The 19,693-nt window shown below is 71.5% G+C and carries 17 protein-coding genes; 16 read left to right on the plus strand and 1 reads right to left on the minus strand.

Annotation, left to right across the window (positions count from 1 at the left end; all coding sequences use genetic code 11):
• The 12 genes from ACY0MR_RS26660 to ACY0MR_RS26715 all read left to right on the plus strand — a co-directional run bounded on the left by ACY0MR_RS26660 (position 1) and on the right by ACY0MR_RS26715 (position 12,503).
• A complete protein-coding gene (locus ACY0MR_RS26660) occupies positions 1–1,425 on the plus strand; it encodes a UDP-N-acetylmuramoyl-tripeptide--D-alanyl-D-alanine ligase (RefSeq protein ID WP_361853949.1) in 1,425 nt (474 codons plus the stop codon).
• A complete protein-coding gene (gene mraY / locus ACY0MR_RS26665) occupies positions 1,422–2,492 on the plus strand; it encodes a phospho-N-acetylmuramoyl-pentapeptide-transferase (protein WP_361853946.1) in 1,071 nt (356 codons plus the stop codon). The genes ACY0MR_RS26660 and mraY overlap by 4 nt, the downstream gene beginning before the upstream one ends.
• Positions 2,474–3,913 (plus strand): UDP-N-acetylmuramoyl-L-alanine--D-glutamate ligase, encoded by a 1,440-nt coding sequence (gene murD / locus ACY0MR_RS26670; RefSeq protein ID WP_388802250.1) that lies wholly within the window; start codon positions 2,474–2,476, stop codon positions 3,911–3,913. The genes mraY and murD overlap by 19 nt, the downstream gene beginning before the upstream one ends.
• A gap of 55 nt (positions 3,914–3,968) precedes the next feature.
• Positions 3,969–5,309 (plus strand): putative lipid II flippase FtsW, encoded by a 1,341-nt coding sequence (gene ftsW / locus ACY0MR_RS26675; protein WP_361853940.1) that lies wholly within the window; start codon positions 3,969–3,971, stop codon positions 5,307–5,309.
• A 6-nt stretch (positions 5,310–5,315) separates the two neighbouring features.
• Complete coding sequence (gene murG / locus ACY0MR_RS26680; RefSeq protein ID WP_030314515.1) at positions 5,316–6,410, plus strand: undecaprenyldiphospho-muramoylpentapeptide beta-N-acetylglucosaminyltransferase; 1,095 nt, start codon at positions 5,316–5,318, stop codon at positions 6,408–6,410.
• A 28-nt stretch (positions 6,411–6,438) separates the two neighbouring features.
• Positions 6,439–7,254, plus strand: a complete 816-nt coding sequence (locus ACY0MR_RS26685; protein ID WP_404079950.1) for a cell division protein FtsQ/DivIB — start codon at positions 6,439–6,441, stop codon at positions 7,252–7,254.
• A gap of 278 nt (positions 7,255–7,532) precedes the next feature.
• On the plus strand, positions 7,533–8,750 hold the full coding sequence (gene ftsZ / locus ACY0MR_RS26690) for a cell division protein FtsZ (protein WP_388802257.1): 1,218 nt from the start codon (positions 7,533–7,535) through the stop codon (positions 8,748–8,750).
• Positions 8,747–9,475, plus strand: coding sequence for a peptidoglycan editing factor PgeF (pgeF, locus tag ACY0MR_RS26695; RefSeq protein ID WP_361853932.1), 729 nt, complete (start codon positions 8,747–8,749; stop codon positions 9,473–9,475). Before ftsZ ends, pgeF begins: the two co-directional genes overlap by 4 nt.
• Positions 9,476–9,483: 8 nt before the next feature.
• Positions 9,484–10,203, plus strand: a complete 720-nt coding sequence (locus ACY0MR_RS26700) for a YggS family pyridoxal phosphate-dependent enzyme (protein ID WP_473555804.1) — start codon at positions 9,484–9,486, stop codon at positions 10,201–10,203.
• A 139-nt stretch (positions 10,204–10,342) separates the two neighbouring features.
• A complete protein-coding gene (locus ACY0MR_RS26705; protein ID WP_030314526.1) occupies positions 10,343–10,966 on the plus strand; it encodes a cell division protein SepF in 624 nt (207 codons plus the stop codon).
• 81 nt (positions 10,967–11,047) lie between these two features.
• Positions 11,048–11,338: a YggT family protein gene (locus ACY0MR_RS26710; RefSeq protein ID WP_148004504.1), complete on the plus strand. Its 291-nt coding sequence runs from the start codon at positions 11,048–11,050 to the stop codon at positions 11,336–11,338.
• Between the two features lie 55 nt (positions 11,339–11,393).
• The gene (locus ACY0MR_RS26715; RefSeq protein WP_361853925.1) at positions 11,394–12,503 is read left to right on the plus strand and encodes a DivIVA domain-containing protein; all 1,110 of its coding nucleotides are present in this window, start codon (positions 11,394–11,396) and stop codon (positions 12,501–12,503) included.
• 271 nt (positions 12,504–12,774) lie between these two features.
• Here the strand turns inward: ACY0MR_RS26715 and ileS are convergent, their stop codons facing one another.
• Entirely contained in the window at positions 12,775–15,918 is a 3,144-nt protein-coding gene (ileS, locus tag ACY0MR_RS26720; RefSeq protein ID WP_388802268.1) for an isoleucine--tRNA ligase, read from the minus strand.
• Positions 15,919–16,459: 541 nt separating this feature from the next.
• Between ileS and ACY0MR_RS26725 the strand changes: the two genes are divergently transcribed.
• From ACY0MR_RS26725 to ACY0MR_RS26740, 4 genes are all read left to right on the plus strand, one after another.
• Positions 16,460–17,251, plus strand: a complete 792-nt coding sequence (locus ACY0MR_RS26725; protein ID WP_473555808.1) for a TraR/DksA family transcriptional regulator — start codon at positions 16,460–16,462, stop codon at positions 17,249–17,251.
• Between the two features lie 291 nt (positions 17,252–17,542).
• Positions 17,543–18,160 (plus strand): signal peptidase II, encoded by a 618-nt coding sequence (gene lspA, locus ACY0MR_RS26730; protein ID WP_473555811.1) that lies wholly within the window; start codon positions 17,543–17,545, stop codon positions 18,158–18,160.
• 51 nt (positions 18,161–18,211) lie between these two features.
• Positions 18,212–19,153: an RluA family pseudouridine synthase gene (locus ACY0MR_RS26735; protein WP_361859937.1), complete on the plus strand. Its 942-nt coding sequence runs from the start codon at positions 18,212–18,214 to the stop codon at positions 19,151–19,153.
• Positions 19,150–19,617: a GNAT family N-acetyltransferase gene (locus ACY0MR_RS26740; protein WP_388802277.1), complete on the plus strand. Its 468-nt coding sequence runs from the start codon at positions 19,150–19,152 to the stop codon at positions 19,615–19,617. Before ACY0MR_RS26735 ends, ACY0MR_RS26740 begins: the two co-directional genes overlap by 4 nt.
• The last annotated feature ends 76 nt before the right edge of the window (positions 19,618–19,693 follow it).

Below are 19,693 nucleotides of genomic sequence, written 5' to 3' on the forward strand. Positions count from 1 at the left end.
GTGATCGCCCTCTCCCTCGCCGAGATCGCCGAAATCGTCGGCGGGCAGGCGCACGACATACCGGATCCGGACGCCCGGATCACCGGGCCCGTCGTCATCGACTCCCGCGAGGTGCGGGCCGGCAGCCTCTTCGCGGCCTTCGCCGGTGAGCACGTCGACGGACACGACTACGCGGAACGCGCCGTCGCGGCGGGTGCCACGGCCGTGCTCGCCGCCCGCCCCGTCGGCGTGCCCGCGATCGTCGTGGACGACGTCCAGACCGCCCTCGGGGCCCTCGCCCGCGCCGTCGTCGAACGCCTCGGCACCGACGTCGTCGCCCTCACCGGATCGGCGGGCAAGACCTCCACCAAGGACCTGATCGCCCAGGTCCTCGAACGGCACGCGCCCACCGTGTGGACCCCCGGATCGCTCAACAACGAGATCGGCCTGCCCCTCACGGCGCTCACCGCGACCGACGAGACCCGGCACCTGGTCCTGGAGATGGGCGCCCGCGGCATCGGCCACATCCGCTACCTCACCACCCTCACCCCGCCCCGCATCGGCCTCGTCCTCAACGTGGGCTCCGCCCACATCGGCGAGTTCGGCGGCCGGGAGCAGATCGCCCTGGCGAAGGGCGAGATGGTCGAGTCGCTCCCCACCGAGGCCGAGGGGGGAGTGGCGGTCCTCAACGCCGACGACCCCCTCGTCCGCGCGATGGCGAGCCGCACCAAGGCCCGGGTGACCCTCTTCGGCGAAGCGGACGAAGCGGCCGTACGTGCCGAGAACGTCCACCTCACAGCGTCCGGACAGCCTTCTTTCAGGCTTCACACACCCACCGGGTGCAGCGACGTGACCTTGCGCCTGTACGGTGAGCACCACGTGTCGAACGCGCTCGCAGCGGCCGCCGTCGCGCACGAGCTGGGCATGCCTGTCGAGGAGATCGCCACCGCGCTCTCCGAGGCCGGCACCCTGTCGCGCTGGCGCATGGAGGTCACCGAGCGTCCGGACGGCGTGACGATCGTCAACGACGCCTACAACGCGAACCCCGAGTCCATGCGAGCCGCCCTGCGCGCGCTCGCGGCCATGGGCAGGGCCGCACAGGCCCGAGGGGCTCGTACGTGGGCGGTGCTCGGCAAGATGGCCGAGCTCGGTGACGCATCGCTCGTCGAGCACGACGCGGTCGGACGGCTCGCCGTCCGGCTCAACGTCAGCAAGCTCGTCGCGGTCGGGGACAGGGAAGCGTCCTGGCTGCAACTGGGCGCATATAACGAGGGTTCGTGGGGTGAGGAGTCGGTGCACGTGTCCGACGCGCAGGCGGCTGTCGATCTATTGCGCAGTGAGCTGCGTCCGGGGGATGTCGTCCTCGTGAAGGCGTCCAGGTCGGTCGGCCTCGAACAGGTCGCCCTGGCGCTCCTCGACACCGAGGGCGAGGTCGCCGTCCGATGAGGCAGATCCTCTTCGCGGGGGCCATCGGGCTCTTCCTGACCCTGATCGGCACCCCGCTGCTGATCAAGCTGCTCGCCCGCAAGGGATACGGGCAGTTCATCCGCGACGACGGCCCCCGCGGCCACGCCGGGAAGAAGGGCACGCCCACCATGGGCGGCATCTCCTTCATCCTGGCCACGCTCATCGCGTACGCCCTCGCCAAGGTCATCACCGGCGAGGACCCGACGTACTCGGGCGTCCTCGTGCTGTTCCTGATGGCCGGCATGGGCCTCGTCGGCTTCCTCGACGACTACATCAAGATCGTCAAGCAGCGGTCGCTCGGTCTGCGGGCCAAGGCGAAGATGGCCGGACAGCTGATCGTGGGCATCGCCTTCGCGGTGCTCGCGCTCCAGTTCTCCGACTCGCGCGGGCTCACCCCCGCCTCCGAGAAGCTCTCCTTCATCACGGACTTCGGCTGGACCATCGGCCCGGTGCTGTTCGTGGTCTGGGCGCTCTTCATGATCCTGGCCATGTCCAACGGCGTGAACCTGACGGACGGTCTGGACGGCCTGGCCACCGGCGCCTCGGTGATGGTCTTCGGCGCGTACACCTTCATCGGGCTCTGGCAGTTCCAGGAGTCCTGTGCGAACGCCATGACCCTCACCAACCCCAACGCCTGCTTCGAGGTGCGCGACCCGCTCGACCTCGCCGTCGTCGCCTCCGCGCTCATGGGAGCCTGCTTCGGCTTCCTCTGGTGGAACACCTCGCCCGCCAAGATCTTCATGGGCGACACCGGCTCGCTCGCCCTCGGCGGCGCCCTCGCCGGTCTCGCCATCTGCTCCCGTACGGAGCTCCTGCTGGCCCTGCTCGGCGGCCTGTTCGTCCTGATCACGATGTCCGTGGTCATCCAGGTCGGCTCGTTCAAGATGACCGGCAAGCGCGTCTTCCGGATGGCGCCACTCCAGCACCACTTCGAACTCAAGGGCTGGTCCGAAGTCCTGGTCGTCGTCCGGTTCTGGATCATCCAGGGCATGTGCGTGATCGTGGGCCTGGGCCTCTTCTACGCGGGATGGGCAGCGGACAAGTGACGGAACAGCTCGACTGGCACGGCAAGAAGGTCACCGTCGCGGGACTCGGCGTCTCCGGCATCCCGGCCGCCCGGGTCCTGCACGGCCTCGGCGCGCTCGTGACCGTCGTCAACGACGGCGACGACGAGCGCTCGCGGGCCCAGGCCGCGGAACTCGGGGCGGAGGGCATCACCGTCCGCCTCGGCGACGGGGCCACCCTGCCGTCCGGCACCGAGCTGATCGTCACCACCCCGGGCTGGCGGCCCGACAAGCCCCTCTTCGCCGCGGCCGCCGAGGCGGGCGTGGAGATCTGGGGCGACGTCGAGCTCGCCTGGCGCCTCCGCGGCCCCGGAGCGGCCCCCTGGCTCGCGGTCACCGGCACCAACGGCAAGACCACGACCGTGCGGATGCTCGCCTCGATCCTGGAGGCGGCCGGCCTGCGGACCGCAGCCGTCGGCAACATCGGCGTCTCGCTCCTCGACGCCGTCCTCGGCGACGAGCAGTACGACGTGCTCGCCGTCGAACTCTCCAGCTACCAGCTCCACTGGGCGCCGTCCGTCCGCGTCCACTCGGGCGCCGTGCTCAACCTGGCGCCCGACCACCTCGACTGGCACGGCTCGATGGAGGCGTACGCCGCCGACAAGGGCCGGATCTACGAGGGCAACCAGGTCGCCTGCGTCTACAACGTCGCCGACAAGGCGACCGAGGACCTGGTCCGCGAGGCCGACGTCGAGGAGGGCTGCCGCGCCATCGGCTTCACCCTCGGCACCCCCGGGCCGTCCGAACTCGGCGTCGTCGAGGGAATCCTCGTCGACCGGGCCTTCGTCGAGAACCGGCAGAAGAACGCCCAGGAGCTCGCCGAGGTCGCCGACGTCCAGCCGCCGGCCCCGCACAACATCGCCAACGCCCTGGCCGCCGCGGCCCTGGCCCGCGCCTTCGGCGTCGACGCCAAGGCCGTACGGGACGGCCTGAAGGCCTTCCGGCCCGACCCGCACCGCATCGAACTGGTGGAGGAGGTCGGGGGGATCGCGTACGTCGACGACTCCAAGGCCACCAACACCCACGCCGCCGAGGCCTCGTTGGCCGCCTACGACCCGATCGTCTGGATCGCCGGCGGCCTCGCCAAGGGCGCGACGTTCGACGAGCTCGTCCAGAAGTCGGCCAAGAGCCTCCGCGGCGCCGTGCTGATCGGCGCCGACCGCGCCCTGATCCGCGAAGCCCTGGCGCGACACGCCCCGGAGGTACCGGTGGTGGACCTCGACCGGACCGACACTGGGGCGATGTCCGAGGCGGTCCGCGAGGCGACCCGGCTCGCCCGCGCGGGGGACACGGTGCTCCTCGCCCCGGCCTGTGCCTCGATGGACATGTTCACCAACTACAACAAGCGCGGCGAGGCCTTCGCGGACGCGGTACGCGCCCTCGCCGCCACCGGGGACGCCTGACCCGACCCGTGGCAGGGTCCGGCGGGACCGGGCACGACCGGAGGGGGCAGCGACCATGCCGAGCAAGATCGCAGGGACACGCGGGCCCTCCGCCGTACGCGGCGGGGGGCGGGCCGCGGCATCCCCGGCGCGCCCCCGCGGCGGGGGGCTGCGACGGCTCCACGAGCGGGCGCGGAGGGCCTGGGACCGGCCTCTGACGGCCTACTACGTGATCATCGGCGCGGGCATGCTCATCACCGCGCTCGGCCTCGTGATGGTCTACTCCGCCTCGATGATCACGGCACTCCGCTACGAGCTCGTGCCGTCCTACTTCTTCCGGAAGCAGTTCTTCGCCGCCCTCCTGGGCACCGGACTGCTCCTGATCGCCTCCCGCATGCCGGTGAAGCTCCACCGGGCCCTCGCCTACCCCATCCTGGTCGGCGCGGTCTTCCTGATGGTGCTCGTGCAGATCCCGGGGATAGGGCACTCCGTCGGAGGCAACCAGAACTGGATCTCGCTCGGCGGCCCCTTCATGCTCCAGCCCAGCGAGTTCGGCAAGCTCGGGCTGATCCTCTGGGGCGCCGACCTGCTCGCCCGCAAGAACGACATGCGGCTGCTGACGCAGTGGAAGCACATGCTGGTGCCGCTGGTCCCCGGCGCGTTCATGCTGCTGGGGCTCATCATGCTCGGCGGCGACATGGGCACCGCGATCATCCTCACCGCGATCCTCTTCGGGCTGCTGTGGACCGCCGGAGCCCCCACCCGGCTCTTCGTCGGGGTGCTCGTGGTGGCCGGCGCCCTCGGGGCGCTGCTCATCAGGACGAGCCCGCACCGCATGGACCGGTTCCAGTGCATCGGCGCCTCCGACCCCGGCGGCGAGGGGGCCCCCTGCCTGCAGGCGGCGCACGGAATCTATGCTCTGGCGTCGGGTGGATGGTTCGGTTCCGGACTCGGTGCGAGCGTCGAGAAATGGGGCCAACTGCCCGAGGCGCACACCGACTTCATCTTCGCGGTCACCGGTGAGGAACTGGGTCTCGCGGGGACGCTGTCGGTACTCGCCCTGTTCGCGGCTCTAGGCTATGCGGGTATCCGCGTGGCCGGAGGCACGGAGGACCCCTTCGTGAGGTTCGCCGCGGGAGGCGTGACCACCTGGATCACGGCGCAGGCCGTGATCAACATCGGTGCGGTGCTCGGTCTGCTGCCGATCGCCGGTGTCCCGCTCCCGTTGTTCTCCTACGGTGGGTCGGCCCTGCTGCCGACCATGTTCGCCGTCGGGCTCCTCATCGCCTTCGCGCGACAGGAACCCGCCGCGAAAGCGGCCCTGGCCATGCGCCGCCCCGGATGGGGCAAGCGGGTCGGGGTGAGATGGAAGTCGATGCGACGGCGCGTCAAGAAGCGCCCGTCCGGAGAGCGGTGAATTTCGGTGCATGTCGTACTCGCCGGCGGGGGGACCGCCGGCCACATCGAGCCCGCGCTGGCCCTCGCGGACGCCCTGCGGAGGCAGGACCCCAGCGTGGGAATCACGGCGCTCGGCACGGAGAAGGGTCTGGAGACCCGGCTCGTGCCCGAGCGGGGCTACGAGTTGGCCCTCATCCCGGCCGTACCGCTGCCCCGCAAGCCCACCCCCGAGCTGATCACCGTTCCCGGGCGGCTGCGCGGCACCATCAAGGCGGCCGAGCAGATCCTGGAGCGCACCAAGGCGGACTGCGTGGTCGGCTTCGGCGGCTACGTGGCGCTGCCGGGCTATCTGGCGGCCAAGCGCCTCGGGGTGCCGATCGTGGTCCACGAGGCCAACGCCCGGCCCGGCCTGGCCAACAAGATCGGTTCGCGGTACGCGGCCGGGGTCGCCGTCGCCACCCCGGACAGCAAGCTCCGCAACGCCCGCTACATCGGCATTCCGCTGCGGCACACCATCGCGACCCTCGACCGGGCGCGGGTGCGCCCCGAGGCGCGCGCCGCGTTCGGGCTGGACCCCAACCTGCCGACGCTCCTCGTCTCGGGCGGCTCCCAGGGCGCCCGGCGGCTCAACGAGGTGATCCAGCAGATCGCCCCGGTGCTCCAGCGCTCCGGCATCCAGATCCTGCACGCGGTCGGCCCGAAGAACGAAATGCCGCGCGTCGACAACATGCCCGGAATGCCGCCCTACGTGCCGGTACCGTACGTGGACCGGATGGATCTCGCGTACGCCGCGGCCGACATGATGCTCTGCCGCGCGGGCGCCATGACCGTCGCCGAGCTCTCCGCCGTCGGGCTGCCCGCCGCGTACGTACCGCTGCCGATCGGCAACGGCGAACAGCGGCTCAACGCCCAGCCGGTGGTCAAGGCCGGCGGCGGACTCCTCGTCGACGACGCGGAGCTGTCGCCGCAGTGGGTGCAGGGCAACGTCCTGCCCGTACTGGCCGATCCGCACCGGTTGTACGAGATGTCCCGCGCCGCCGCCGAGTTCGGCCGCCGGGACGCCGACGACCTGCTCGTCGGCATGGTGTACGAGGCGATCGCCGCGCGCCGACAGGCGTAGCGCGGCGGCTGAGGGCAGGAGACGCACCGTGGCAGCCGGACCGACGACCGCGGAGAAGAACGGCGCGAGCGAGTCGAAGAGGTCGTCGAGGGGCTCGTCGGACGGTCCGTCCCGCGAGGGTGCCCGGAACCGCAGGTTCCGGGCACCCGGCGCCCGGGTGCTCCTCCTCGCCCTCGCGGTCCTGCTGCTCGCGGCCGGCGGTCTCTGGGCGCTCTACGGCTCGAACTGGTTCCGTGTGGAACGTGTGAAGACTTCCGGAACCTCGGTCCTGACCCCGCGGGAGATCGAGGCCGCCGCGGCCGTCCCGATGGGCGCCCCGCTCGTCACCGTGGACACCGAGGCCATCGAAGCGCGCCTGCGCAGGGGTTTCCCGCGGATCGAGTCGGTGGACGTCGTCCGGTCCTGGCCGCACGGAATCGGGCTGAAGGTGACGGAACGGAAGCCCGTTCTCCTGATCGAGAAGGGCGGGAGGTTCGTCGAAGTGGACGCAACCGGAATGCGGTTCGCCACCGTGGACACCGCGCCCCGCGGCATCCCCCGGCTCGTCCTCGACAGCGCGGCCTCGCCGAGCCTGCGCCGCTTCGGCGCGGACCGGCTGCTCCGCGAGGCGGTGCGCGTCCGGGGTGAACTCCCGGCGGAAATCGCCCGGGACACTCGTGTCGTGCGCGTCACCTCGTACGACTCCGTCACTCTGGAGCTGACCAGGGGGCGCACCGTCTTCTGGGGCAGCGGCGAGCACGGGCCCGTCAAGGCCCGCGTCCTCACCGCGCTCCTGAAGGCCACTCCCAAAGCGGGGCACTTCGATGTAAGTGCTCCCACGGCGCCCGCCTCGTCCAGGAGTTGACGGGTATCACCCCTGGCCAGCACCCTGGTTGGCCAGCGCTACGGGTGATCACATAGGGTGAAAAGAAAAACGGGAGGTTCGGCGTGTTCGTTGAACGTGCGCCACTTGTCGACTTAGTGTCCTGTTCGGAAGAGTCCAGCGAACAGAGACACTGGTAACCCTAAACTTCAACGTTAGGGTTTGGGTCGGCGTTTCGGACCGTCCCAATCGGCATCCGTCGGAGCGGCGCGACCAACCGCGCAGCGACGACACGTAACTCGAGGCGAGAGGCCTTCGACGTGGCAGCACCGCAGAACTACCTCGCAGTCATCAAGGTCATCGGTGTCGGCGGCGGTGGTGTCAATGCCATCAACCGAATGATCGAGGTCGGTCTCAAGGGCGTCGAGTTCATCGCGATCAACACCGACGCGCAAGCGCTGTTGATGAGCGACGCCGACGTCAAGCTCGACGTCGGCCGTGAACTCACCCGCGGCCTCGGGGCCGGGGCGAACCCGGCCGTCGGTCGCAAGGCGGCAGAGGACCACCGTGAGGAGATCGAGGAGGTCCTCAAGGGGGCCGACATGGTCTTCGTCACCGCCGGAGAAGGCGGCGGCACCGGCACCGGCGGCGCACCCGTCGTCGCCAACATCGCGCGCTCGCTCGGCGCCCTGACGATCGGCGTGGTCACCAGGCCGTTCACCTTCGAGGGCCGGCGCCGCGCGAACCAGGCGGAGGACGGCATCGCCGAGCTCCGCGAAGAGGTCGACACCCTCATCGTCATCCCGAACGACCGGCTGCTCTCGATCTCGGACCGCCAGGTCTCCGTGCTCGACGCCTTCAAGTCGGCCGACCAGGTGCTGCTGAGCGGTGTGCAGGGCATCACCGACCTCATCACCACCCCGGGCCTGATCAACCTCGACTTCGCCGACGTCAAGTCGGTCATGTCCGAGGCCGGTTCGGCGCTCATGGGCATCGGCTCCGCCCGCGGCGACGACCGCGCGGTGGCGGCGGCGGAGATGGCGATCTCCTCGCCGCTCCTGGAGGCCTCCATCGACGGCGCCCGCGGCGTGCTGCTCTCCATCTCCGGCGGCAGCGACCTCGGTCTCTTCGAGATCAACGAGGCCGCGCAGCTGGTCAGCGAGGCGGCCCACCCGGAGGCCAACATCATCTTCGGCGCCGTCATCGACGACGCCCTCGGCGACGAGGTCCGGGTCACCGTCATCGCGGCCGGCTTCGACGGCGGCCAGCCGCCGGCCCGCCGGGACAACATCATCGGCTCGGTCTCCGCCAAGCGCGAGGAGCCGGCCCCGGCGCCCCGCCACGTCGAGACCCCCCGCCCGCTGGGCGGCCTCGGCACGGTCGCCCCGCGCGAGGAGCCCCCGGTCCAGGCTCCGGCCGAGCCCGCGCCCGCGGTCGGCGAGACCCCGCTGTCGCCCGCCCCTCCGGTCGTCCCGCCGGCCCGCCCGTACGCGGACAGCCAGGCCGAGGAGCTGGACGTCCCGGACTTCCTGAAGTGATAGGACAGCGCTTCGACGCGAACGGCGCGCACTTCGCCTTCACCGACCGGTGGGGCGGGGTGAGCGCCGTTCCGTACGAGGAGCTCAACCTCGGCGGAGCGGTGGGGGACAGCGCCGAGGCGGTGCGCACCAACCGGGCGCTCGCGGCCGGCGCCCTCGGGCTCGACCCCGCGGCGGTCGTCTGGATGAACCAGGTGCACGGCGCGGACGTCGCCGAGGTGCGGGGACCGTGGGGCACCGACGGGATCCCGTCGGTCGACGGCCTGGTCACCTCGCGGCGCGGACTCGCCCTCGCCGTCCTCACCGCGGACTGCGTTCCCGTCCTCCTGGCCGACCCGGTCGCCGGAGTGGCGGCCGCCGCCCACGCCGGGCGGCCCGGGATGGTGGCGGGCGTCGTGCCCGCCGCGGTCGCGGCCATGATCGAACTCGGCGCCGAGCCCGCCCGTATCGTCGCCCGCACCGGCCCCGCCGTCTGCGGGCGCTGCTACGAGGTGCCGGAGGCCATGCGGACCGAGGTCGCCGGGACCGAGCCCGCCGCCTGGGCCGAGACGAGCTGGGGCACGCCGGCCGTCGACGTCACCGCCGGAGTCCTCGCCCAGCTCGAACGCCTCGGGGTCGCCGACCGGCAGGCCAGTGCGGTCTGCACCCGGGAGTCCGGTGACCACTACTCGTACCGCCGCGATCGCACCACGGGGCGACTCGCGGGATATGTCTGGTTGGACTGAGAAGAGACATGACGGACCGCACGTCGGAACTCGCCGAGAACCTGGCCCGGGTGGAGGCGCGCATCGCAGCCGCCTGCGCCGCGGTCGGGCGCCCGCGGGAGGAGGTGACGCTCATCGTGGTCACCAAGACCTATCCCGCGAGCGACGTGAGAATCCTCCACGGACTGGGCGTCCGGCACGTCGCCGAGAACCGGGACCAGGACGCCGCCCCGAAGGCGGCGGCCTGTGCCGATCTCGACCTGACCTGGCACTTCGTGGGTCAGTTGCAGACCAACAAGGTCCGATCGGTGGTGGGTTATGCCGATGTGGTGCAGTCCGTCGACCGTTCGAAGCTCGTCTCCTCGCTCTCCGCGGCCGCGGAGAAGGAGGGCCGGGAGCTCGGCTGCCTCCTCCAGGTCGCGCTCGACGCCGAGTCAGGAGCACGGGGCGACCGCGGGGGTGTCGCGCCCGACGGGATCGAGGAGTTGGCGGCCGCCGTGGACGCCGCCCCGGGCCTGCGGCTCGACGGCCTCATGACCGTGGCGCCGCTCGCCGGTCCGTACGCGGGGCGGCAACGCGCCGCCTTCGACCGGCTGATGGATTTGTCGACTGCCCTGCGCGCGACCCGTCCGGCTGCGAACATGGTGTCAGCAGGGATGAGTGCGGACCTCGAGGAGGCCGTCGCTGCCGGGGCGACACACGTACGCGTCGGTACGGCGGTACTCGGAGTCCGCCCGAAGCTCGGGTAACGTCGCGAAGCAAGTCGGACCACAGCAGAAAATATGGTCATTCCGCGGAACAGCGGGACGACCCGTGGATCGCGGGCACTCGGTGACGCTGCGACATGGGCCAGCACGGCGATCCACCACAGAGCGGAGGACTCAGAGAATGGCCGGCGCGATGCGCAAGATGGCGGTCTACCTCGGCCTCGTGGAGGACGATGGGTACGACGGCCGGGGCTTCGACCCCGACGACGACTTCGAACCCGAGCTGGAGCCGGAGCCCGAGCGCGACCGGCGCCACATCGCGCCCCCGCGACAGGTGGAGCGCGAGGAACCGGTACGGGTGGTACAGCCCCCGGCCCCCCGTGAGCCGATGTCCCATTCTGTCCCCGTACTCGCCGAAAGCGGACGTCCGGCTCGAATCGCCCCCGTGGCATCCATCACACCCGAACGCCCCAGCATGGAGAAGAACGCACCCGTGATCATGCCCAAGGTCGTGTCCGAGCGGGAGCCCTACCGCATCACCACGCTGCACCCCCGGACCTACAACGAGGCCCGTACCATCGGGGAACACTTCCGTGAGGGCACTCCGGTGATCATGAACCTCACGGAGATGGACGACACGGACGCGAAGCGACTTGTCGACTTTGCCGCCGGACTCGTCTTCGGGCTCCATGGCAGCATTGAGCGCGTGACGCAGAAGGTGTTCCTGTTGTCGCCTGCTAACGTCGATGTCACGGCGGAGGACAAGGCCCGGATCGCAGAGGGCGGATTCTTCAACCAGAGCTGAGAACACGAGAACCGGACGGACCGGTCGCGACGCGGCCGGAACAAGTGAGAGCACGTAAGTCAGGGGAGAGGGAAACGCGGGATGGGCGTCGCACTACAGGTGGTCTACATCGTGCTGATGTGCTTCCTCGTCCTCCTCATCGTCCGACTTGTCATGGACTACGTCTTCCAGTTCGCCCGTTCATGGCAACCCGGCAAGGCGATGGTGGTCGTCCTTGAGGCCACCTACACTGTCACCGATCCACCGCTCAAGCTTCTGCGGCGACTCATCCCGCCGCTGCGTCTCGGGGGCGTGGCACTCGACCTGTCCTTCTTCGTTCTGATGATCATCGTCTACATCCTGATCTCCATCGTGAGCAACTTCGCGAGGTGAATGTGGACGATACGGTCTTGCCGACTGCCGACGACTACGTAGAGGTGAAGAAGAGATGCCGCTGACCCCCGAGGACGTGCGGAACAAGCAGTTCACGACCGTCCGCCTCCGAGAAGGCTATGACGAGGACGAGGTCGATGCCTTCCTCGACGAGGTCGAGGCCGAGCTGACCCGCCTGCTCCGCGAGAACGAGGACCTGCGCGCCAAGCTGGCCGCCGCGACGCGTGCCGCCGCGCAGAACCAGCAGCAGCAGGGCATGCGCAAGCCCCCGGAGCAGCAGGATCGTCCCGTCGGTCCCGGCGCGCCGGTGCCCGCCGCCATATCCGGACCGCCGGTCCAGCAGCAGCCGCCGCAGATGGGCCCGCCGCAGCTTCCGTCCGGTGCCCCGCAGCTTCCCGCCGGCCCGATGCAGGGTGGTCCGATGCAGGGCGGCCCCATGCAGGGTGGTCCGATGCAGGGCGGCCCGATGGGTCCCGGCCCGATGCAGGGCGGCCCCATGGGTCACCCGCAGCAGCAGCAGATGCAGCAGCAGATGCCGCCGCAGATGCAGCAGCCGCAGCAGGGCCCCGGTGGCGACAGCGCCGCGCGTGTCCTCTCGCTGGCCCAGCAGACCGCCGACCAGGCGATCGCCGAGGCCCGCTCCGAGGCCAACAAGATCGTCGGCGAGGCGCGTTCGCGCGCCGAGGGCCTGGAGCGGGACGCCCGCGCCAAGGCGGACGCTCTTGAGCGGGACGCGCAGGAGAAGCACCGCGTCGCGATGGGCTCCCTGGAGTCCGCCCGCGCCACGCTGGAGCGCAAGGTCGAGGACCTGCGCGGCTTCGAGCGCGAGTACCGCACGCGTCTGAAGTCGTACCTGGAGTCGCAGCTGCGTCAGCTGGAGACCCAGGCCGACGACTCGCTCGCCCCGCCGCGCACCCCGGCCACGGCCTCGCTGCCGCCGGCCCCGTCGATGGCCTCGGCCGGCGCCGGCGCGCCGTCCTACGGCGGCAACGGCGCGATGGGTGGGGGTCCGTCCATGGGCGGTGCCCCGTCCTACGGCGGCCAGCAGCAGATGTCGCCGGCGATGACCCAGCCGATGGCTCCGGTCCGTCCGCAGGCTCCGCAGCCGATGCAGCAGGCGCCGGCGCCGATGCGTGGCTTCCTGATCGACGAGGACGACAACTGACGGCGGGTCGTCGCGCGATGAGCGCGTAGCCGTCGGCAGGCTGAAGGGCCGGGCCCCGGGAAACCGGGGCCCGGCCCTTTGCCGTGCGGCGGCGCCGGGCGCCTCCTGCCCGAGCCCCTCAGGGCTGCCGCCCCCCACCGCCCCCGCGGGACGATCGCCCACCGCGAGGGTGGGTCGGGTGTCGTTCGTTGCGCCCCGGGGAGGGGCCGCGCCCGGGGTAGGGGGAAGGGCCCGGCGTCCGTCGGGGAGCCGGGCCCTTCCTGGGAGCGGGTCAGGCCTTGCGCAGGTGGAACGTGAGGCCGAGGGGCTCGTCCGTGAAGGCGGGGCCGTACGTCGCGTCCGCCTCGCCCTCCGCGTGGTCCGTGGCCAGGACCTCGTCCGCGATCAGGCCCGCGTGGGCCGCCAGGGCCTCCGCGGTCTCCGGGGACGTCGCGGTCCAGCGCAGCGCGATGCGGTCCGCCACGTCGAGCCCGCTGTTCTTGCGCGCCTCCTGGATCAGCCGGATCGCGTCACGCGCCAGGCCCGCCTTGCGGAGCTCCGGGGTGATCTCCAGGTCCAGGGCGACCGTCGCGCCCGCGTCCGAGGCCACCGACCAGCCCTCGCGGGGGGTCTCCGTGATGATGACCTCCTCGGGGGTGACGGTGATCTCCTCGCCGTTCACCGAGAGGGTCGCCTCGCCCGAGCGGAGGGCCAGCGAGAGCGCCGCCGCGTCCGCCGCCGCCACGGCCTTGGCCACGTCCTGGACGCCCTTGCCGAACCGCTTGCCCAGGGCCCGGAAGTTGGCCTTGGCCGTCGTGTCGACGAGCGAGCCGCCGACGTCCGAGAGGGAGGCCAGGGAGCTGACGTTCAGCTCCTCCGTGATCTGGGCCTGGAGGTCCGTGGAGAGGGCCGAGAAGCCCGTCGCCGCCACCAGGGCCCGGGAGAGCGGCTGGCGGGTCTTCACGCCCGACTCGGCGCGCGTCGCCCGGCCCAGCTCGACCAGGCGCCGGACGAGCAGCATCTGCTCGGAGAGCGTCCGGTCGATCTGCGCCGTGTCCGCCTCCGGCCACGTCGCCAGGTGCACCGACTCCGGGGCGTCCGGCGACACCGGCACCACGAGGTCCTGCCAGACCCGCTCGGTGATGAACGGGGTCAGCGGGGCCATCAGCCGGGTGACGGTCTCCACCACGTCGTGGAGGGTGCGGAGGGCCGCCTTGTCGCCCTGCCAGAAGCGGCGGCGGGAGCGGCGCACGTACCAGTTGGAGAGGTCGTCCACGAAGGCGGAGATGAGCTTGCCGGTGCGCTGGGTGTCGTACGACTCCATCGCCTCGGTCGTCTCGGCGACCAGCGTGTTCAGCTCGGAGAGCAGCCACCGGTCGAGGACCGTGCGGTCGGCCGGGGCCGGGTCCGCCGCGCTCGGCGCCCAGCCCGAGGTGCGGGCGTACAGCGCCTGGAAGGCCACCGTGTTCCAGTACGTCAGGAGGGTCTTGCGGACGACCTCCTGGATCGTGCCGTGGCCCACCCGGCGGGCCGCCCACGGCGAGCCGCCGGCCGCCATGAACCAGCGGACGGCGTCGGCGCCGTGCTGGTCCATCAGCGGGATCGGCTGGAGGATGTTCCCCAGGTGCTTGGACATCTTGCGGCCGTCCTCGGCGAGGATGTGGCCCAGGCAGACCACGTTCTCGTAGGACGACTTGTCGAAGACGAGGGTGCCGACGGCCATCAGCGTGTAGAACCAGCCGCGGGTCTGGTCGATCGCCTCGGAGATGAACTGCGCCGGGTAGCGGGACTCGAAGAGCTCCTTGTTCTCGTACGGGTAGCCGTACTGCGCGAACGGCATCGAGCCCGAGTCGTACCAGGCGTCGATGACCTCGGGGACGCGCGTGGCCTCCAGCGAGCAGCCGTCGGCGGGGCAGCCGAACGTCACCGCGTCGATGTACGGGCGGTGCGGGTCGAGCTGCGACTGGTCGGTGCCCGTCAGCTCGGTCAGCTCGGCGCGGGAGCCCACGCACGTCAGGTGGCCCTCCTCGCAGCGCCAGATCGGCAGCGGGGTGCCCCAGTAGCGGTTCCGGGAGAGCGCCCAGTCGACGTTGTTCGTCAGCCAGTCGCCGAAGCGGCCGTGCTTGACCGAGTCGGGGAACCAGTTCGTCCGCTCGTTCTCCGCGAGCATGCGGTCCTTGACCGCGGTCGTACGGATGTACCAGGACGGCTGCGCGTAGTACAGCAGAGCCGTGTGGCAGCGCCAGCAGTGCGGGTAGCTGTGCTCGTACGCGATGTGCTTGAAGAGCAGGCCGCGCGCGTCCAGGTCGGCGGTGAGGGCCTCGTCGGCCTTCTTGAAGAAGACGCCGCCGACCAGCGGCACGTCCTCCTCGAAGGTGCCGTCGGGGCGGACCGGGTTCACGACCGGCAGGCCGTACGCCTTGCAGACCTTGAGGTCGTCCTCGCCGAAGGCGGGGGACTGGTGGACCAGACCCGTGCCGTCCTCGGTCGTCACGTACTCGGCGTTGACGACGTAGTGGGCCTCGGCCGGGAAGTCGATCAGCTCGAAGGGGCGCCGGTAGGTCCAGCGCTCCATCTCGGCGCCCGTGAAGGACTCGCCCGTGGTGACCCAGCCCTCGCCGAGGGCCTTCTCGACCAGCGGCTGGGCGACGACGACCCGCTCGTCGCCGTCGGTGGCGACGACGTAGGTGACCTCGGGGTGGGCGGCGACCGCGGTGTTGGACACCAGGGTCCAGGGGGTCGTCGTCCAGACCAGGAGGGCCGCCTTGCCGGCCAGCGGGCCGGAGGTCAGCGGGAAGCGGACGTAGACCGAGGGGTCGACGACCGTCTCGTAGCCCTGGGCCAGCTCGTGGTCGGAGAGGCCGGTGCCGCAGCGGGGGCACCAGGGCGCGACCCGGTGGTCCTGGACGAGGAGGTCCTTGTCGAAGATCTGCTTCAGCGACCACCAGACCGACTCGATGTACGAGGGGTCCATCGTGCGGTACGCGTCGTCCAGGTCGACCCAGTAGCCCATGCGGGTCGTGAGCTCGGCGAACGCGTCGGTGTGCCGGGTCACGGACTCGCGGCACTTGTCGTTGAACGCGGCGATGCCGTAGTCCTCGATGTCCTTCTTGCCGGAGAAGCCGAGCTCCTTCTCGACGGCGAGCTCCACCGGGAGGCCGTGGCAGTCCCAGCCGGCCTTGCGGGCCACGTGGTAGCCGCGCATCGTCCGGAAGCGGGGGAAGACGTCCTTGAAGACCCGGGCCTCGATGTGGTGCGCGCCCGGCATGCCGTTGGCGGTCGGCGGGCCCTCGTAGAAGACCCACTCGGGGCGTCCCTCGGACTGTTCGAGGGTCTTGGCGAAGACCTTGTTGTCGTGCCAGAAATCGAGCACGGCGTGCTCCATCGCGGGCAGGTCGACCTGGGCGGGCACCTGGCGGTACTGCGGCGGTGTCATCGAGTTCCTCCGGCGGAATGTCGTCGTTCCGTCGGAGGGACGAGAGCGCTGCTCCCGCGGTACCACCCTCCTTGGCCCGGGGCACGCGGCCCTGAGCCCCCTCATTGGGGTCGCGACGCCGGGTCTAGTCACCGCGGGTGTCCCGCGGCTTTCTTCCGACGGCTCCGGGGTGATGCTTCACATCGGGCTCGCCCCCGGGCTCTCACCGTCCCCGGGTCGCTCATGGCTGCGTACGACGCTACTCGTCCCCATCCAAGCCTGTCGCCAGGACCAGTGTACGGGCCCCGGGGTGGGGCGGCCGACCGGTTTTCCCGTGACCCGAATGGCCATACGGGGCGGTCCGGACTTGGCGTGCGGCCATGTGGGGGAGGGGCGGGACGGATAACCCGGCGGCGAGCTGGGCACAACGGAGGCAGGCCCGCCCCGAGGGAAGCGGGGGCGGGTGGGAACGGCGGCGTGCCCCGTTGCCGCGGGCCTTGGGCCGATTTATCGTCCCAGCACGATTCGCGAGCAAGATCACAAAATGTGAAGGGGCCGCGACATGGTGGCGAAGAAGACCGCCGCGAAGAAGCCCTCGGCCGCCGGTTCCACCGGTTCGGCGGAGGGCGCCAAGGACGTGGCCGGGAAGAAGACGACGGTCGCGGAGCCGCCGACGGTCGCGAGGAGCACCACCGCGAAGAGGACCACCGCGAAGAAGGCCGCCGCCCGGAAGACCGCCGCGGAGAAGAGCGCAGGGGCGGACGCGGCCGCCGAGGAGACGGCCGCCCCGAAGGCCGCCGCCAGGAAGACGCCCGCCAAGAAGGCCGCGGCGAAGAAGGCGGCCGCGAAGGCGCCCGCCGCGAAGAAGCAGACAGGAGCCAGGACGGTGGCAGCGAAGAAGACCGCGGTTGGCGTCACGACCGCCGGGGACGAGGCCGCCGTGCCTCCCGCCCGGACCGGCGAGCTCGCGGTGCGTCCCGGGGAGGACCCCTGGACCCCGGCGGAGGTCGCCGAGGCCCGCAACGAGCTCCAGTCCGAGGTGCTCCGCCTCCGCAGCGAGCTCGCGCACTCCCAGGAGGAGCTCACCGGACTCATGCGGGACTCCGGCGACGGCGCCGGGGACGACCAGGCCGACACCGGCACCAAGAACATCACCCGCGAGCACGAGCTCGCCCTGGCCGCCAACGCCCGGGAGATGCTGGAGCAGACCGAGCACGCCCTGGAACGGCTCGACGCGGGCACGTACGGCCTCTGCGAGGTGTGCGGGAAGCCGATCGGCAAGGCGAGGATGCAGGCCTTCCCGCGCGCCACGCTGTGCGTGGAGGACAAGCAGCGCCAGGAGCGGCGCGGCTGACACCCTCCCGGGTGCCGCCGGCCCCTTCCTGGGGTGCGGCCGGACCCCTCTCGGGTGCCGCTGCTCCGTCCCGGGTGCGGCAGCCCTCCCCGACGCGGCCGGCGTGTTCATGGGCGTGGCCGGCCCGGGGTGGGTGCGGCGCGCCCGGGGCCGGCCGCGCGGAGCCCCCGTCCCGGCCCGCGGGAGGGCCGGAGCGGCGCCGCGCGGCCGGTGATCTCGGCTGCCGGTCTCGTACGCCTGTGCCGTACCCTCGGTGCACGGTCAGGCATCGAGGTCGAGGGACTCACTCACGTGGCAGAGGCGGAGCGCATCATCGGTACGCCGGATTCAGCAGGGGCCGAGGAGCCGGCCGCCTCCGAGGCGACGCCGGCCGACGGCACGGCCGAGCCCGAGGACGGGTCGGCCGCCCCCGAGCGCCCGAGGGGCAGGCGCCGGATCCTCGCGCTGTTCGTCGTCGCCGTCCTCGCCTACCTGCTCGACCTGGGCAGCAAGATGCTGGTGGTCGCCGAGCTGGAGGGCCGCGAGCCGATCCGGGTGATCGGCGACTGGCTGCGCTTCGACGCCATCCGGAACCCGGGTGCCGCCTTCGGCATGGGCGAGGCCTTCACGATCATCTTCACCTGCATCGCCGCCGCCGTGATCGTCGTGATCATCCGGCTGGCGCGCAAGCTCTACAGCCTGCCCTGGGCCATCGCGCTCGGCCTGCTCCTCGGCGGGGCGCTGGGCAACCTCACGGACCGGATCTTCCGCTCCCCGGGCGTCTTCGAGGGCGCGGTCGTCGACTTCATCGCCCCGGCCCACTTCGCCGTCTTCAACCTCGCCGACTCGGCGATCGTCTGCGGCGGCATCCTCATCGTGATCCTGTCGTTCCGGGGCCTCGACCCCGACGGCACCGTCCACAAGGACTGAGCGGACCCCGGGGCGCGACCCGAGCACCCCGGGGCAAGGCATACTCGACGGGTGAGCACGAGTCCCGAGATCCGCACGCTGCCCGTTCCCGATGGCCTGGAGGGCGAGCGCGTCGACGCCGCCATCGCCCGCATGTTCGGGTTCTCCCGCACGAAGGCGGCCGAGCTGGCCGCCGAAGGGAAGGTCCAGGTCGACGGCTCCGTCGTCGGCAAGTCCGAGCGGGTGAGCGGCGGGGCGTGGCTCGAGGTCGAGATGCCGGGGGCGGCCGCGCCCGTGCAGATCGTCGCCGAGCCCGTCGAGGGCATGGAGATCGTCCACGACGACGACGACATCGTCGTGATCATGAAGCCGATCGGCGTGGCCGCGCACCCCAGCCCCGGCTGGACCGGCACCACGGTCATCGGCGGCCTCGCCGCCGCCGGGTACCGCATCTCCACCTCGGGCGCCGCCGAGCGCCAGGGCATCGTGCACCGCCTCGACGTCGGCACCTCGGGTCTGATGGTGGTCGCCAAGTCGGAGTACGCGTACACCTCGCTCAAGCGCCAGTTCAAGGAGCGCACGGTCGACAAGCGCTACCACGCGCTGGTCCAGGGCCACCCGGACCCGATGAGCGGCACCATCGACGCCCCCATCGGCCGGCACCCGAACCACGACTACAAGTGGGCCGTGACCGCCGACGGCAAGCCGTCCGTGACGCACTACGACCTGATCGAGGCGTACCGCTCGGCCTCGCTGCTCGACATCAAGCTGGAGACGGGCCGCACCCACCAGATCCGGGTGCACATGTCCGCCCACCGCCACCCCTGCGTCGGTGACCTCACCTACGGCGCCGACCCGACGATCGCCAAGCGCCTCGGTCTGACCCGGCAGTGGCTGCACGCCGTCCGGCTGGGCTTCGAGCACCCGGGCGACGGCTCGTGGGTCGAGTTCGCCAGCACGTACCCCGAGGACCTCCAGCGGGCCCTGGACCGCATCGCGGCGGAGAGCCGGTGAGCGCCGCGTACAGCGTCCGCGTGGCGCTCGCCGCCGAGGACCGGGAGGCCTGCTTCGCGGTCCGCCGCGAGGTCTTCGTGGTGGAGCAGGGCGTGCCGCAGGAGCTGGAGTACGACACGTACGACGCGACCGCGGTGCACGTGCTCGCGGTGCGCGAGGACGGGCTGCCGCTGGGCACCGGCCGGCTGCTGCACGGCGCGGACGCGGTCGGCAAGACCGGTGCCGACGCCTCGGTGGGCTCGCTGGGCCGGCTCGCGGTGTCCGAGGCCGCGCGCGGCCTGGGCGTCGGCGCGGCGCTCGTGCGGGGCATCGAGGAGGCGGCGCGCGAGCGCGGGCTGACCGCGGTCGACCTGCACGCGCAGACCCATGCGCTCGGCTTCTACGAGCGGCTCGGCTACGCGGCGTACGGCCCCGAGTTCCCGGACGCGGACATGCCGCACCGGGCCATGCGAAGGGTCCTGTAGGCCGGAGGCGCGACCGGGGGGCGGGCCGGCGCCGTGTCCGTCTTCCGGGCTCTGTCGGGACGACCACGGGGGCAGT

This window comes from Streptomyces sp. JN8, assembly GCF_055808075.1.

What these genes read in the sequence shown, in the direction of transcription:
- ileS (WP_388802268.1), bottom strand. Translation starts at nt 15,918, where the DNA reads ATGACACCGCCGCAGTACCGCCAGGTGCCCGCCCAGGTCGACCTGCCC.
- murD (WP_388802250.1), top strand. Translation starts at nt 2,474, where the DNA reads ATGGGCAGCGGACAAGTGACGGAACAGCTCGACTGGCACGGCAAGAAG.
- ACY0MR_RS26705 (WP_030314526.1), top strand. Translation starts at nt 10,343, where the DNA reads ATGGCCGGCGCGATGCGCAAGATGGCGGTCTACCTCGGCCTCGTGGAG.
- mraY (WP_361853946.1), top strand. Translation starts at nt 1,422, where the DNA reads ATGAGGCAGATCCTCTTCGCGGGGGCCATCGGGCTCTTCCTGACCCTG.
- ACY0MR_RS26710 (WP_148004504.1), top strand. Translation starts at nt 11,048, where the DNA reads ATGGGCGTCGCACTACAGGTGGTCTACATCGTGCTGATGTGCTTCCTC.
- ACY0MR_RS26715 (WP_361853925.1), top strand. Translation starts at nt 11,394, where the DNA reads ATGCCGCTGACCCCCGAGGACGTGCGGAACAAGCAGTTCACGACCGTC.
- ACY0MR_RS26700 (WP_473555804.1), top strand. Translation starts at nt 9,484, where the DNA reads ATGACGGACCGCACGTCGGAACTCGCCGAGAACCTGGCCCGGGTGGAG.
- ftsW (WP_361853940.1), top strand. Translation starts at nt 3,969, where the DNA reads ATGCCGAGCAAGATCGCAGGGACACGCGGGCCCTCCGCCGTACGCGGC.
- ACY0MR_RS26725 (WP_473555808.1), top strand. Translation starts at nt 16,460, where the DNA reads ATGGTGGCGAAGAAGACCGCCGCGAAGAAGCCCTCGGCCGCCGGTTCC.